The organism is Paenibacillus sp. Marseille-Q9583 (genome assembly GCF_976954365.1).
In genome coordinates, this window is record NZ_CDRJTB010000102.1 from 1 (window position 1) to 15,295 (window position 15,295).

Annotated in this window: 16 protein-coding genes; 10 read left to right on the top strand and 6 right to left on the bottom strand. The window is 37.0% G+C overall.

Annotated elements, in window-relative coordinates; all coding sequences use genetic code 11:
- The 7 genes from ACWNM1_RS28530 to ACWNM1_RS28560 form a co-directional block, all read left to right on the top strand.
- A partial coding sequence (locus ACWNM1_RS28530) for a condensation domain-containing protein (protein ID WP_449603621.1) occupies positions 1–1,644 on the top strand: 1,644 nt, incomplete at its 5' end.
- A 536-nt stretch (positions 1,645–2,180) separates the two neighbouring features.
- The gene (locus ACWNM1_RS28535; RefSeq protein ID WP_449603622.1) at positions 2,181–2,546 is read left to right on the top strand and encodes a hypothetical protein; all 366 of its coding nucleotides are present in this window, start codon (positions 2,181–2,183) and stop codon (positions 2,544–2,546) included.
- A complete protein-coding gene (locus tag ACWNM1_RS28540) occupies positions 2,525–3,001 on the top strand; it encodes a hypothetical protein (RefSeq protein ID WP_449603623.1) in 477 nt (158 codons plus the stop codon). The genes ACWNM1_RS28535 and ACWNM1_RS28540 overlap by 22 nt, the downstream gene beginning before the upstream one ends.
- A gap of 837 nt (positions 3,002–3,838) precedes the next feature.
- Positions 3,839–4,561: a thioesterase II family protein gene (locus ACWNM1_RS28545; RefSeq protein ID WP_449603624.1), complete on the top strand. Its 723-nt coding sequence runs from the start codon at positions 3,839–3,841 to the stop codon at positions 4,559–4,561.
- A gap of 100 nt (positions 4,562–4,661) precedes the next feature.
- The gene (locus ACWNM1_RS28550) at positions 4,662–5,594 is read left to right on the top strand and encodes an alpha/beta hydrolase (protein ID WP_449603625.1); all 933 of its coding nucleotides are present in this window, start codon (positions 4,662–4,664) and stop codon (positions 5,592–5,594) included.
- Between the two features lie 1,505 nt (positions 5,595–7,099).
- Entirely contained in the window at positions 7,100–7,540 is a 441-nt protein-coding gene (locus ACWNM1_RS28555) for a hypothetical protein (RefSeq protein WP_449603626.1), read from the top strand.
- A gap of 551 nt (positions 7,541–8,091) precedes the next feature.
- A complete protein-coding gene (locus tag ACWNM1_RS28560) occupies positions 8,092–8,289 on the top strand; it encodes a hypothetical protein (RefSeq protein WP_449603627.1) in 198 nt (65 codons plus the stop codon).
- 377 nt (positions 8,290–8,666) lie between these two features.
- Here the strand turns inward: ACWNM1_RS28560 and ACWNM1_RS28565 are convergent, their stop codons facing one another.
- From ACWNM1_RS28565 to ACWNM1_RS28585, 5 genes are read right to left on the bottom strand one after another with little or no spacing between them, the layout of a single operon-like run.
- The gene (locus ACWNM1_RS28565; protein ID WP_449603628.1) at positions 8,667–9,287 is read right to left on the bottom strand and encodes a tyrosine-type recombinase/integrase; all 621 of its coding nucleotides are present in this window, start codon (positions 9,285–9,287) and stop codon (positions 8,667–8,669) included.
- A gap of 26 nt (positions 9,288–9,313) precedes the next feature.
- Positions 9,314–9,595 (bottom strand): hypothetical protein, encoded by a 282-nt coding sequence (locus ACWNM1_RS28570; protein ID WP_449603629.1) that lies wholly within the window; start codon positions 9,593–9,595, stop codon positions 9,314–9,316.
- Positions 9,596–9,607: 12 nt separating this feature from the next.
- Positions 9,608–10,081, bottom strand: a complete 474-nt coding sequence (locus tag ACWNM1_RS28575; RefSeq protein WP_449603634.1) for a tyrosine-type recombinase/integrase — start codon at positions 10,079–10,081, stop codon at positions 9,608–9,610.
- Positions 9,973–10,710, bottom strand: a complete 738-nt coding sequence (locus tag ACWNM1_RS28580; protein ID WP_449603636.1) for a hypothetical protein — start codon at positions 10,708–10,710, stop codon at positions 9,973–9,975. The genes ACWNM1_RS28575 and ACWNM1_RS28580 overlap by 109 nt, the downstream gene beginning before the upstream one ends.
- A 2-nt stretch (positions 10,711–10,712) precedes the next feature.
- Entirely contained in the window at positions 10,713–11,957 is a 1,245-nt protein-coding gene (locus ACWNM1_RS28585; protein WP_449603630.1) for a tyrosine-type recombinase/integrase, read from the bottom strand.
- Between the two features lie 454 nt (positions 11,958–12,411).
- Between ACWNM1_RS28585 and ACWNM1_RS28590 the strand changes: the two genes are divergently transcribed.
- Complete coding sequence (locus ACWNM1_RS28590; RefSeq protein WP_449603631.1) at positions 12,412–12,585, top strand: helix-turn-helix domain-containing protein; 174 nt, start codon at positions 12,412–12,414, stop codon at positions 12,583–12,585.
- A gap of 215 nt (positions 12,586–12,800) precedes the next feature.
- Positions 12,801–13,064 carry a hypothetical protein gene (locus ACWNM1_RS28595; protein ID WP_449603632.1) on the top strand — a complete coding sequence of 88 codons (264 nt, stop codon included), beginning with the start codon at positions 12,801–12,803 and terminating at the stop codon, positions 13,062–13,064.
- A 320-nt stretch (positions 13,065–13,384) separates the two neighbouring features.
- On the opposite strand, the gene ACWNM1_RS28600 is transcribed toward ACWNM1_RS28595, so the two are convergent.
- A complete protein-coding gene (locus ACWNM1_RS28600) occupies positions 13,385–13,492 on the bottom strand; it encodes a putative holin-like toxin (protein ID WP_449603633.1) in 108 nt (35 codons plus the stop codon).
- Positions 13,493–14,077: 585 nt separating this feature from the next.
- Here ACWNM1_RS28600 and ACWNM1_RS28605 point away from each other — a divergent pair.
- On the top strand, positions 14,078–14,935 hold the full coding sequence (locus ACWNM1_RS28605; RefSeq protein ID WP_449603635.1) for a DUF2971 domain-containing protein: 858 nt from the start codon (positions 14,078–14,080) through the stop codon (positions 14,933–14,935).
- Positions 14,936–15,295: the final 360 nt, after the last annotated feature.

Genomic DNA, 15,295 nt, shown 5'->3' on the forward strand with positions numbered 1-15,295 from the left:
GGCTACTGGATGAAAGCAACGGAAGGGGTTGACCCCCGGATTCCGGTTGACCGCGAAGGAGGAACAACCGTAGGAACACGGAACACAGTCCGGGTGGAGCTGGATGAAGAACGGACCGGTGCTTTGCTACACGATATTTCGGAAATTTATGGTACCCAGATCAATGAAATCTTGCTGTTGGCGTTGGCTTTGACCTATCAGAGATGGACAGGGAATTCAAACATGTGGGTGGACGTGGAAGGTCACGGCCGGGAAGAGATCGGGTCAGAAACAGATGTGTCCCGAACGGTTGGCTGGTTTACGAGTATCTATCCCGTGATTCTAAGATTGGATGACACAGCGGATCTGGATGTATCCATCAAAGGGCTTAAGGAGCAATACCGTCAAATTTTAAAAGGTGGATTAAGCTATGGAATTCTGAAGTATGGAAGTGAAATAATAGAGGAGATCCATGGTCGTGAAGAGGAGAAAAGGGGCAAAATGATTTTCAAGTACCTAGGGGAAGATGACAAATTACTAGATGGCGAAATAATGTTTAGCTCATCTAGAGAATTTATTCAACATTCTGAAAGTCAAAACCCTTACGTTTTGGATATCCAGGCAAGCGTCAGAGCAGGAAAACTGAGTATCAACTGGTCATATCGTGAGGATATGTACGTAGAAAGTACGATTGAACACTTGGCGACTTGGTATGCAGAAAAATTGGAAGGAATTATTGAGGAACTAGGTATGAGGGGGAAAACAAAAGGGGACGCTATATATTTATCTCAAAAAAGAACCCGCCAATATTTTAAAAATTTATTTTCAAATGAATTGACCAAAAGAGAAGAGAATTGTATTGTTCCAATACAGGTTGAGGGAGAGAATCCGTCACTTTTTTTCTTTCATCCTGTTGCCGGATTCATAAATAATTATTTTTTACTTTCGCATTATTTGGGTGATAATCAACCAATATATGCTATTCAATCACAAGGGTTAGGAGAACATCAGTATTTTGTTAGTGATATTGAAGTAATGTCAAAGCTTTATGCCGAGAAAATTGTAGAACATCATCCTAAAGGACCATATTTTCTTGCGGGTTGGTCATCTGGTGGAATTGTAGCAGTTGAGACCGCTAAACAACTAGTAAAGAGCGGTAAACAAGTGAGTAAAGTGTTTATAATAGACAAACCCATTGAACTAGCTGAGGGTAAGCAAGAGAGAGCCGGAAATAATGTAGATGATCATTTAAAGAATTTATTGAAAGAAATACTCTACCTTTCAGAGAGTGAGATTAGTCAAATTTCACAAAAAAATTGGAAGTCTGATCTATTCAAAGTACTTAAGGGGAAGGATGTCTTTAATTTCAAAATTAATGAGCAAGGCATAGAGAGGTTTTTGGAAGTAATAAAAGCTAATATTCTCGCGGAACTAAATTATAAGCCATCTAGTATTTATGAAGGAGATGTAGTTATATTTAAAGCAGCGCAAAGGCCTGGAGGGGAGGAGTCATCATTATTAGGATGGGAGAACTGTGTTAAAGGAGAAATTACACTTATTGAAACACCAGGCACCCATCGCAATATATTGAATTCTCCTAATGCAGAATACCTTGCTAGTCACATGACCAGAATTATGAGAGGTGCAATTAGGATAAATAGCTAATAGATTCTTACTCCTGTTCAAGTGGATGTTAACTTTAAAAGGGCTAAGTATCAAAGTACAACCTAATATTTATTGTTGTTGGATTGAAATTTGATGCGAATTATTCTTGAAGAAGTCTTGTTTCTCTGTATAAACCATGTGTGAGCGTATTCCCATTGCAATAGTATAGATTAGGACACCCTTCCTCAGTTTATTTTGAGGAAGGGTATCTTGTTTTATTGTACTCTAGTTGTACTAATGAGACAATTTCATAATTCAAAACCCTTGCTATGACTGGTTTTTTTGAGCATAGAAAAAGGAGTACCTCCCCAAATTCTCGAAGATATAGGCGACGAAACCAACACCCGAGAAAGAAAAGAGGTAATCCCTATCTATTTAATTCGACAAGAAGAGCTGTTTTCCTTCAAAGAGCTGCTCCTTATGTGCCCGGAAGATAATATAGTCAAATCTTCGAACACTTAAATCTTACTGAGGTCCTGCACGTACTTCGGAAGAAGAACCACCGTGGACGGCCACAGGAGCTAAACAAACCTGCCATGATTTACTCGCTGCTCATCTCCAAGATGGAGGGCATTGAGTTTGTTTTTTCCCTGACTGGGCGCTTTAAGCGCAGCGAGGAATTTCGAGCTCAGTGCCGGTTTACCGGCTCGAATCGCATTCCGAGACCGGCCTCGTATACCCGTCTGATCTCTGCACTTGAGCAAACTGGAATGCTCGAAAAACTGCAGGATACCATGGAGCTGTCTGCCATGGAAGAAGGCTTTGTTACGGGCACACATCTTGCCATTGATTCCTCGATTGTCGAGGCATGGGATTGCCAGTTCAGTGATTCTGCGTCGAAACGCCGGACCGCCGAACCAAAAAGCCAAGTGAAGCTCCGGTGGTCCAGCAACTGCAGTTAGAACTCGCAGAGCCGGAGCCCCACCCCGCCAACGAGCCGCCTAAAAAACCAGTCTACCGGCGTGGTCCGGCTTCTGCGGAAGAAAAAGAGCGACGGCGTCAGGAACGGGAAGCCTATGAAAAGAACTTAGGGCCCTTTGAGAAAATCATTGAGGCGATGCTGCCTTACACATATGACGAGCTCCTTACCGCGCTACCCCGGCACGCCGCACGCTGTGACAAGAAAAATACGAAGAGCAGACTCACCAGTTATTACGGGTTTAAGGCAAGCGTATTGGTTGATGCGGACTGTCAGTATGTGCTTAGCGGCGTCTTTAGTTCGGTGAATCTGAATGACCAGCGGATGGCCGTCCTGCTCCTTAAAGGGTTGCACCTGAAGTTTCCTGGACTGAAGATGAAGCATGTCTTGGGCGGCAAAAGGTATGACAGTTCGGCCATTTACCAGTTGATTCATTAGTTAGGTGCTTTTCCTATTATTAAAATGATTCACCACAAAAAACCGCCCGTGGGTATGAACCAGGACTACACCCCTATGTGCTCACAGGGCCATGCCTACCGCTACGACAGTTTTGATGTCAAGTACGAAATCTTACGGTATACCAAGCCTAGCCAGTGCAAAGTCTGTCCGCTTTCCGGTTTCGGCTGCCAAAAAGTCTTTAAAATCGGCATGAAAATGGATTTGCGTAATCACGCCAATCCAGCAAGAGGCAGCGAAAATTTTACGCGGCTATACAAAAAAACGAACGGCTGTGGAGCGTGTTTTTGCATATCTTAAAGAGTATTTTGTCATGAAACGCACGTCACCGTGGCGTCCGGGTAAGTATCGATTTCCAGCTCAGTACGTTGGCCTACAATCTCAGTAAATTTGCGCTAGACAAGTTAAACAAGCAGTTGAGTAAGTCCCAGCAAGTGGCCTAATTTTTTTTTAAATGACCTCGAATTTTGGGCAAGTCTTGCTGTTCAGCAAACTGAATTATGAAATTGACTCCTAATTTCAGGTCTGCTGATTGGCTGAAGTAATCTCATGAAAAAGTCCATTTCATTATTGAACGTTTCGCAGTTCCTTTAAAAGGCTTCTAATGAACGGATCTGTGAGGGGTGTACCGTGAGGATCACGTCTACTTAATGACCGGGAAAATCATCTTTAAACTTTGAGACTGTAAGAATAAATATATTAAATTTATCGACGATTTTGACAGAAAATAACCTTTTTGTTTGGTATCATGGAAGTAAGACCATCAAGAAAGGTGCGTAAACATTGTAAAAATACTTTCATTTATTTGAGGAGACGGTTATGGCTAAAATTAAATTATTTTGTTTTCCATATGCAGGTGGTTCAGCTGGTTCTATTTATAGTAAATGGAGTGAGAGCTTAAGTCAGCATATTCAAGTAGTACCGGTTGAATTATCAGGTAGAGGAAATAGGATTAATGATTTATTGTATGATAATCTGAAAGATATTGTGAACGACGTATTTAGATTAATCGAAAAAGATATTGTTGAAGGTACTCCTTACGCTATTTTCGGCCACAGTATGGGAAGCATTATTGCATATGAAATATATCATAAGATCAAAGCTTGTGATTATAAACAGCCGGTACATATGTTTCTTTCTGCAAAGTTACCGCCCCATATTGATCCTGAGGAGAGTACTCTGCATATGCTACCTGATGAAAGTTTTTTAGATGAAATAATTAAAATTGGAGGAACATCAAAGGAGATACTTCTGTATCCTGAATTATTAGAAATATTTTTGCCGATATTGAGAGCAGACTTTAAAGCAATTGAGACATATAAGTATGTGGAAAGAGGGCAAAGAATCGAATGTAGTTCAACCATACTTGTTGGGAAAGATGAAAGTCAGCCCGACGATGGCATGCAGGAGTGGCGTAGACATACAAAGAGTGAGATTTCAATTATTGAAATAAGCGGGGGGCATTTTTTTATTAATGAACAAGTAACCGAAGTGTTGAAAATTGTTGATAAAGCTATGAAAAATATCTATACCACAAATTAATAAAAAACAAACACTAACATGGAAGTTGTACTCGCTAGATTTAAATCATGAAATTCTATGTATGATCGAAAATAAACATGAAAAGGGGATTGGATATAACATGGATTTACAAGTGAAAAAAAGAACTAGGGCGAGTAATAGGTCTCTTTTTCTTAAGATGTTTGTAGTGATTGTTATTGTTGGTATACTAGCTATCGTAGGATTATCGATTTTTGTAAGCTGGCAATTGACGCACCCTATTCATCGTCCATTAAATGATTCACCTGATAAATATGGATTACAATATGAGGATATTACTTTTACTAGTACTGATAAAATTATCTTAAGTGGTTGGATGATAAATGCTTCAGGAGAAGCTTCTAATAAAACAATTATATTTGCTCATAGTTATGCAAATAACCGACTGGAAGAATCATATGGAGTATTAAAGCTTTCAAAAGTACTGTCAGATAAAGGGTTTAATGTCTTACTTTTTGATTTTAGGAACTCAGGTCAATCCGAGGGCAATTTGACTACTGTTGGCTATAATGAGAAGAAAGATTTATTAGCTGCCATAGAATATGTGAAAACTAACAGCCCAGACAGTAGCATCGGTATTTTAGGGGTATCCATGGGTGCATCCGTATCAATAATGGCAGCTGCTGAAAGTGAGGATATTCAAGCTGTTATAGCAGATAGTCCGTATGCAAACTTAGGTGATTTATTAAAAGAAAATTTAACTAATTGGACCGGTCTCCCCCGGATTCCATTTAGTAAAATTATTATTAGTATTTTTCCTTTCATTACGGGTATTGATCCTAATGAAGTTAGTCCTGAAAATATGATTGGACGGATTAAGGCAAACGTATTATTAATACATGGTAACAAAGACAATTCAATATCAATAAATCATTCTAAACGTCTTCTTAATCGTGCAATGGAAAACAAAGCTGAGTTATGGGCAGTCGATGGTGCTGACCATGTAGGCAGTTATGGTGCGAACCCTAGTAAATATGAAGAAAAAGTGGTTGATTTCTTTATGGATAATCTTTAAGGAAGCTCTAATATGATGTATTATTCAATGCAAGTAAGCAGGTAACTAATCCTTATATATAAACACAAAAAAAACAGAAAAGCTAATAAAGTATTACGATAATGTTCAGTAAAATGAAAGCTTTATTTGAATTTTTTTATAGTTTTTAATTGTACTTTGTTAATACTACTATATAGATTGAACTGAAAAACGTTATACCCAAAGAAGTAGTCGATCAATCAATAGGGGACCTCATCAACCCGTTTCATAAAGGCTGCAACATGAGAATAGATGTTGTAAAACATGTGAAAAAAGACATTGTTTATGGCATCATATTTCAACCATTTCCACAACCCATCTACGGGTTTAGTTCAGAGCTATACTTGGGCAAAAACAAGCTAAGGTTTTGGATGCTCCAGAAGAATCGACTGGATCTTATCGGAATGATGAGTTTGGGGATGGTCTAACACCATAACAAGTTTTCTTTTGGGATATGCCTGCAGGATATCGACCCAAAGCTACTGAAAGCCACTACATCTAACTATTCCTCTTCTCGGTCAGTCACATGATCGGATGCGTAGTCGATGACAGCAAAAGTCTCTCTTATGTTCGTCATGAGTCAAGATATTGCGTTGGCATCCTCTTTAGGAAACCAGTTATACTGTAAAGGCAAATAGGCTCGAATCATGGATTCATCTTTAACAATATATGGTCTATCGTACCAGAGTGTAAATAGCATTCGAATAACTAAAGCCAAGCAGATGATGCAACGGTTTAGAGATGCCTCTCAACGTATAGTTTCGCCAATTCCCGATAAATGTGAGATCGGATAATATTCAAAGTTCCATCTGTATTTCGCTTCGAAACGGATATCTGCCGGACTTTAGTTGGGAATTGTTTATTGTTTATTTAAACCGTTCCTCTTTTTCATCCGTGAGTTTCCGAATGCCGCCGGGGTATTTTTCAAATCGCACCCTTGCAGTCCCTGCTTCCGATAGTCAGTCCTTCCCCACTAATAGTGGGGAAGGATCTTCTTGAAATCTCGCCAATATCATTTATCTTTCCAGGTGCAAACGGATGGCTAGATATCTTTCGTACATGCGTGTATTTTCAGTTTCTTTCATCGCCATGGACATGGTCAGTTGTTCAATCTCCTGCTCACATTGTCATTTTGATCTCGACCTTTTCGGTATGTAACTTTTTTACCCGATTTGTGCGGACTTAAATTTACGAGTTCAATCTATATAGATAGTAGAGGAAAGTGGGTGTTCGCATATATGAACAAGAAAATTAATCAGTCAGTAACAAATGTTGATGATGTACATTCTCTCAAGAAACACATCGATGCTGATTTCTTATATAATGCCTTAGAAAATCTGAAGATGCTTGCTGAGATCGAGTCCCAGTACACTATCGCTGATGCTTTAACCTCAATAGGTTGTTTTTAGCGTTATAGTTTATCATGGTCGAGTGATTACGTCCCATAGAAGGAAGAACTATGTCACATTCAAGATTATATTAAAATCATGAACATTCGCTATGAGGATAAGCTGAAGCTTAAAATCGAAATTGCAAGCGATCATTATGGATATGAAGTTCTAAAAATGTCACTGCAGAGGATTGTGGAGAATGCATTTATACTTCTAACACCACAAAATAGCCTCGATATAACAATCCGTACTTTTGTAGAAGAGGGCATGAACTATATCGTACTCATCGAGTATGGGAGGACAGATATAAAATATGGTGAATTGGATGAAAGATATAAATCCGGTGGGAAAGTTATAACAAACTCTAAAGATGAAACTATTATGATAAGAGAAAGTATGTGGAATAACTTGGAGATTATTAAGAAGAGGATTAAGATGGAGTATGGTGACGAATACGGAGTTGAATTAGAAAGTATTGATGGGATTTCCTTGAAAATTTCCATCAGAGTTCCATGTTTGCTCAAAGGAAAATTTTAAATTTGATAGCTTTATATGATTATGCAATTAATATCTTCATGAGATATTAGTTGTATATTTTTCTGGTGAGTTTGGTATCCGAATGGAAAGTGGAGATATATTACACGGGTGCTCCTTCAAAAAAGCTGTAACTCCATATTCCCTAACTTCAAAAGACTCTTAAAACGTTTTTATTAGTTGACTCGACTTGAACAGCTTGGGATAGACAGCGAATGTTTACCTATCCGAAGAAAACTTGAAATTCTCGAAGATGAACTCGTTCAGCTTGGTATTGATGATTTTAAGGTAACGATAGTGGTAGAAAACAATATGAAGTTCAAATTGTACCTCTTAATTTAGCTGATACAGAAAAGTACACGCTAATTTACAAGCAAAAAGAAGGCTTTGATTTTAATGATGTTATTAGCAAGAAAATAGAAATTAATCAGGATATCTCGGAACTCCGTGAAAAACGTATGTTCAGTTCATATACTCTCGTTGCTGAAGTTGCAAGGTACTTAAATCACTTTTGATTTGAAATAGAAAGAATATTGCAAGGCCCGAAGGTATGAATGCTAATAAAAGCTGTTAATAAGTTTAATGAACTCCTTTACGATTGGATCATTCCTAGGTTATTTAAGGAATTCTTCGAGTTGGAAGCATATGAGAAAAACGTTGAAAAAGAAATAGAATTAGTGAAAGAGCCGAAGGACGGACATTATCGTGTGAACGGCAAAGCCGGATTTGGTTTTGGAAAAATCCTTGGCTGAGCAATATACTCGAAAAGAAGGAAGAGTAGGGATGACCAAAAGCTTATTTTCATATTTTTGGTAACGAGCCAAAGTATTCGGAGATATAAGAGATCATTTGTGAGAAAATTATGAACCTTATGAAGATAAGGACGGATGCGAAGTAAGAACACTCGAGTAAATCCGAAAAGACTAACTTCAACATGATGTTTGAATCCTCCTGCAGTAAAGTAATTGCTCTTGAGTAATGGTCATGAATTTGGAATCAGTACTGGCTGATTTACAATTTAAACGTAAAGAATGCACACCCCCAAAACCTTACTGCTATAGGGGATTTCTATTATGCACATTGAATATGTAGCGATAATGAAGGAATTAGCTATTTTTATGCACGATTATCATTCACTACGAGTTAAAATCTCAGCTAAGTCATTTAACGGTGGGGTATATTGCAGTGTTGTAGATAGTATTTGATGTCCAAGCTGTCTTTGAATTGCGACCATACTAATACCAGCTGATTGCATGAGATATGCAGCTGTATGTCTCAAGTCATGAGGAGTTATGATTCGGGATAGATTTGCTTCAAGGCTCAAGGTTCTCAAAATTTTTCTTAGCGCATAAGCGGTTAACTGATTTCTTTCATTGAAAAACAATGTGGTATTATTGTTACCTGCCCAAGTGATATAGTTTGAATGATTCATATACCGTCTAAGTTCCTCTGATAGAGCAGTGGTGATACTCGTAGAACGAGCATTCCCTTTCTGACCTTCCTGAATTAAAACTATCCTGCTGTCTAAATTAACACTGTCTCGAGAAAGAAATCTAACTTCTGAATTTCTTACCCCTGTAATTAGCATAAACCAAATTAAAACGAACTCCTGCCGAAAGAATGGTTCCTTTTTTAATGCAGCATCGAGAAGAGCAAGGCACTCCTCTTTTGAAAGAGCGGTATTTTTAATTGGCCGATAGTAATATGGATTGGGGTAATCCTCCATAGGATTATGTTTGATTAACTCCATATCATATAGAAATTTAAAGAAATTTTTTAATGAACTATTGCATTGTACATAACAAATTTTGTTGCCTGGTAATCTATTCGAAGATACTCCACGTACTGATCGATAAAGTATTCCTGAATGGGGCGAAAGGAACCCGGATGTTTTTGGCTTGCATGGAATTTATCAAAATCAAGGTCCCCTTCAAACCCCCTCACTAGTAGATAGTTTTCAAATTTACGCAGTTGAGTCTCGACATCACGCTTCCCTGAAAGATCTACATGCTCGTACCAAAATTTATAGTATTTAGATTCAAATAAGATATTGTTCATTTATCGGTCTCCTTAAAAAAAATCAGTGACTTTTAGATTTGCAAGCGGATGTTGATTGATCACTTTAACGAGCATGTTGTCAAACAAGTTAAGATAAACCTCCGTTGAGCTTAACCATTTATGCCTAAGTAATTGCTGGATCGTGTATATATTTACACCAGACTCCAGCAGATAAAGTGCAAAAGAATGACGAAGGGAGTGAACAGAAAGTTGATAATCCCTTTTATCATCAACAGTAATGGTTGACGCCTTATCTATGATGTTAGAAAACATTTTTTGAATGGTACTATCATGAAGAGGGGACATTCCCTTATTGTCGGAGAACACGTATAGTTCAGAATAGTTGGATAAATCCCTTAAAGCACCATACCTAAATTTCACAAATTGAAGGAGTAGTTCCAGTGAAAAGTTAGTGATTTTTGCTGCAGTCTTATACTCTTTTTCACCCTTTGAACGTACGTAAATATCTTGGGTTTGCGGCTTAATATCTCCAACTTGAAGAGTACACAATTCACTGAGACGAATTCCTGTACCAAGAAAAGTCCATAGGATAACAAAATACGGTAAGATTCACGACCTAATCTTGCAAGCATAGATAACTCATCAATTTGTTCTTTGGTGAAGGCGCGGGGGAGACGTCGTTTATCGACCTTTACCTCTAATACACGCTTGAGCTTATCTATATTTTCGTCATAAAAATGGTCAAGAATGGTTCGCAGAAAGTTTCTCAGAAATGCAGCCTTTTTGCTTCGTGTATTCTTGTTATCCACCGATGTTACATAACTGCTTAAAAATAGAGAGGTACAAACCGATTTGAAATCTGGATCCGTTGAAAAATGCTTGTTACAAAATTCGATGAACATACCCATTTCATAGCGGTAAGTTTTTTGTGAAGATTCTGCAAGTTCCATGAACGAAGCATTAGAAAAATAAAATTCAACAGCCTCTTGAAGCAACACGTGTTCCGCAGGCTGACCAGTAGTGGTGTTTTTTGGAACCCAATCCATTTGATTTAACACCTGCAGGAATTTGTGGGGACCAAAGGCCTCAGCCATTTCTTTAATTTTATCTTCTAAGGAAAGATCCATCTCAAATTCCGGGTCGTAGATAGGCATACTCATTTACCTCCCTTAGGTGAATAGTCAAGCTTATTAATTTGTTGAGAAAGCCAATTTGTTTGCTGATTGAGATGGGTATATAAACTAACTGTATCCATCTTAACTACCCGGGTGAGTTCTTTTAGCAGTTGAGGGGGTGGATTTTTTCCAGCTAGATTCGTTACGAAACAATGACGGAATAAATGGAGTCCGCCAGGGAAGTTCCAGCCAGCGATATGACTGTATAGTTTATAGTTATTTAGGAGTTGTCTTGTAATCTTAAATGGATTATCGCCAAATAAGTATTTTGGTGTTGAAGGAAGCCTTTTGCACATTTCTAAGTCACGGTATAATTTTCTAGTCAATGGCAGCATGTGGCTTTTTCCACCTTTACCGTGAATAGTAATTGTTTTGATTTCCATGTTGATGTCATTCCACGATACATGTGAAACTTCTATAGAACGAAGGCCAAGTGTCAACATGAATTGAAACGCAATAGACTCCAAAAGTGGATTTTGGGAATACACGTCAATGACATCGAAAAAAGTACAGAGTTGTTCTTCGGTGGGAAGGTCTCGGAAATGATAACGTGATGCTTTTATCGATTTAATTTTTCTTGCTGGATCTGGAAAACTAAACGTTTTTTTCAGAAATACAAAGAAGTTTTTAATTGCATAGATGCATTCACTAATAGTGATAGAACTATACTCTCCTTTTCGATTTTTCTTCAGTAGGTAGGAGCGAAATTCATGTAAGTGAATTTCTTTGATTGATAGAATTGGAATAGTGTGTAACTCATACCCTGTAAAATCTTTCATATTGTTAACCAACCAAAATAACATATTATTGATGTGAAGCATGTATCTTTTTATGGTGAATATAGACTTTCCTTCTTTCGTTAACTGCTTCGTATACAATTGCATTTTTGGATGAACTATTTTTGATTTGCGATTATTTCGTGGGGAAAACAAATGGTGAAATTCTTTGGCACCGTATTCAGCAGCCTTCGTAGAATCTTTAACCAAAGACTTTATGAGACGTAACTTTTGATCTGTTGTTGCAAAGAATTCTGATAAATACAACCATACTTCGCGATTTAGAAGGTTTTCATCCAATATTTCATGGACAGGCATTTTTAGATATACAGATAGTTTTTGTGTCAGTTCCCGGACGAGTAAATACTCTTGGTAGAAATAATAAGCGTCCGTCCTTTTTTTTTTGCAGAGATGTTTTTTTAGAATATCAGTTGGAATATCAGTTAGCACGTTATTATCCCAGATCCACTGATTGATTCCTTTTCGTCCGATATTTGTACTGACTGATTATTGATGAATTGCTCGTTTAATATTCTCACTGAGCCTGAGAAAATTTAAAGAGAGAAAGGATATGGCCATACTGGTGTATAGGATCAATTTGATTAGTGGAGAAGTATGGTGGTATTCATATCAAAAAAACACTATGAGTTATACTCTCAAAGTGTTTACTCTCACCATTTCGGTTTATTAAATGTTCAATTAAGAACAATCACTTAGGCATGGAGATCCATGAATTTAAGCATGCTCAAATAAAGCAAGCCATTTTACCGCATTGGGATGCGTAATTACAGTGGGAACTGTCTTTGGCCTGTGAGGAACAGGCGCGGACAAGAAGAGTGTCCGCAAGATTCAAAAAGATATTGTAACAAAAAAAATGAAATGTTAATAGGGAGAATGATCATACGTGAAAAAAACCTCTACTGTTAATGAAATTGCACAATATTTAAATGTTTCAACTGATAGTATTTATACGATGGTAAGGGAAAAACAAATTCCTCATGTGCGAATTCGTAGAAGAATAATTTTTCTTGATGAGGTTGTAGAACAGTGGCTTAAGGAGCAAAGTAGTATAAGGTGATAACCATAATTGATGAAATGTAAGAACCCTCCTAAATTTAGAAGGGTTCTTTGATTTAAGTCAAGATTATTAGGTTGTGTTTCGAATGATTAATAGGCCGTTATTACTCGTCACTAGAAGCCAAAAGATTGCTGATAGGAACAGTATCAATAATTGAAAGATGGAGAAAATAATAGAATATGAACTGTATTTTCGGGAAAGGGTGAAAAGCAAGCATGAATTATGATGACGTGTATAAACTGCATATAGAATTACTCAAACTCTATGAAAAGAATGAGCGGTACTTTGGACCTTACCAGAGAGAAATTAACTATTATAAAAGACAATTGTATATGTTCGCTGAAGATAATGTTCAACGGATCTTTGTGTTGAATCAGTTATTAAAAATCCATGAAAATACTCGAAAAATTCTTGTCGATGGTTGTGCCAAACAATATTTTGCTAGAGATTTCCCTGAAGATACTGAAATAGGTATATAACGCTTTATAAATAGACACTAGATAATATATTTGATTTTAATTATCAAATTTGAAATATATTAGCCAGAAGAAAAGTCTCGTAATAAGTATTAGGCTGTAAACTCAGTTAGATTATCACCCAGATTTCAATGCTCTAACATACACTGAAAAGGATAGTTATATTCGGAGATATGCGTTAATAAATATATATCATTGTAACATTACTAGAAAAAGCGTATGATTTTAAGCATATCTAAAAAAGCGCATATTTCACAGGACATGCGACTTCAAATTTTAAAAAATGTTTTTCGAAAAGTAGCCTCTCCCGACCAAGAGCTAGGCTACTTTTTTGTTTGCTTTAAAGCCTGTACTGAAATGACCACTGCCATTGTAGAAACGGTATAACTCCCAAAAGTCAACATTAAAGAAAGTGACTCAAAAATACTCATCTAATCCGCTCCATTGCCGCATGTCCTGCTAGAATGTAGTATAGCATGTACCAACTCTCTCAACCACGTATCCTATCTTTATGCTACTAAAATAATAATTAACTGATTCTGAGAATTATTTCATCTCAAAAATATACGGATACAGATGCCTTTCATGCTTAAAAGGAGCATTCATTTCTGTATGTTTACCCATTAGCTGCTCAGTCTCATTCCTCTCGATTTTAGTCTATAAATATCATGGAAATCTCAGGAACGCTTACACTACAAGCATCTAGCTCCTTCGGCGTAGGCATAACATGTGGTAACCAATCCATGGATAGCAGTGTGTTAATCAACGACTCGCATTTTGTCTTTGTGCCTAGGGATTAAAAAACTTGGTTAAAAGGGTAAGAAACAGGATGAATGAAAAATTCGTTCTTAGCGGATGGCAATATAACTTTTGATTGTACTATATGGATTCATTTGAGCACCACTTTAAAAAGAGAGTAATAGGAGCCGTTCTACTGCTGTAAACAAGTTCATTGCACCAATACATATCCATTAGCTATAATAATATGAATAGCAATAGTTGGAGGGCAGAGCTTGATGGGAGTTTTATATAAGTTTCGTGATATTAATGAGTTTACTATGAAAATTTTTTCGGAAAATAGTTTTTGGTACTCTAAAGTTAAGGACTTAAATGATCCTAATGAGGGATACCGTAAGCAAATTTCGAAATTGCTAGCAGATTCATTTATTAATAGGCATAAACAAAATCAGCTATCTGGTTTTTTGTTTTCTCCATCTCCAAATCCTGAAGCTGAAAAATTTAGAAAGAAAGTTTTAGATGTATTTGAAAAGAAAGAATATTGGGATATTGATAGGAAGCATAGGTACCTTAATTGTCAATTAAAACAACACATTGGTCGGCAATTTTCAAAACCTGCTGAATTTATAGAATCAATTGATAAAGTTATTAATAATGCAGGAGTACTGAGCTTAAGCTCGGATCCTTTAAATGACCTTTTATGGGCACATTATGCGGCTCAGCATAAAGGAATTGCTATAGGAGTAAGTAATTATTCAGCAGAGGCGTATAAACCAGTTACATATATTCCTAGGTCAATGCCTATTAGCATGGATTTGAAGCATTATAATGCAACATTAAAAATGTATGACACACATAATTCACTTGAAATCACTTTTGATGATCCTTCTATTCAAAAGGTACTGACAACAAAAATAGACACTTGGGACTATGAATCAGAATGGCGTGGACTTAAAGAGGCGTTTGGTTCTCACCCAATTGAAGGAGAAATCACAGAGATAATTTTTGGATTGAGGTGTGAGCTTTCGACCCGTGAAGAAATCATGAGGTCAGTTAAACTAAGTGATAGGTTAAAGAACGTGCAGTTCAAAGAAATTTATCAATCTGATCTTAATTTAAAGTTAAGGAATCTATAAAGGAATAAAAAGTTCATTATTAATTACTTCATTGTTACTATTATTAGATTAAATGAATAAAACCCTCAGAGGTCACCTTTCTTAGTGACCTCTGAGGGTTTTGTATTTTAAAGATTTTGTCCGTATGAACGAGTAAAATGAGGCGAGTTACTTACTATAATAATCTTGTGGACTCTTAAAGGTTAAATTAAATCCTGTAAGAGTCCCTTCTTGTATAACGTGTTCTCAATATCGATTACGGTTGGGCTCTAATGGCACCATAGTTCATAGACCTTCTTCTCCCAGCCCTAGTAGAAGTATTGACAGATTTTACCCATTTTCATTCTCTGTGGTGCAGCGCTGATCTTGCGCTGCGTATGG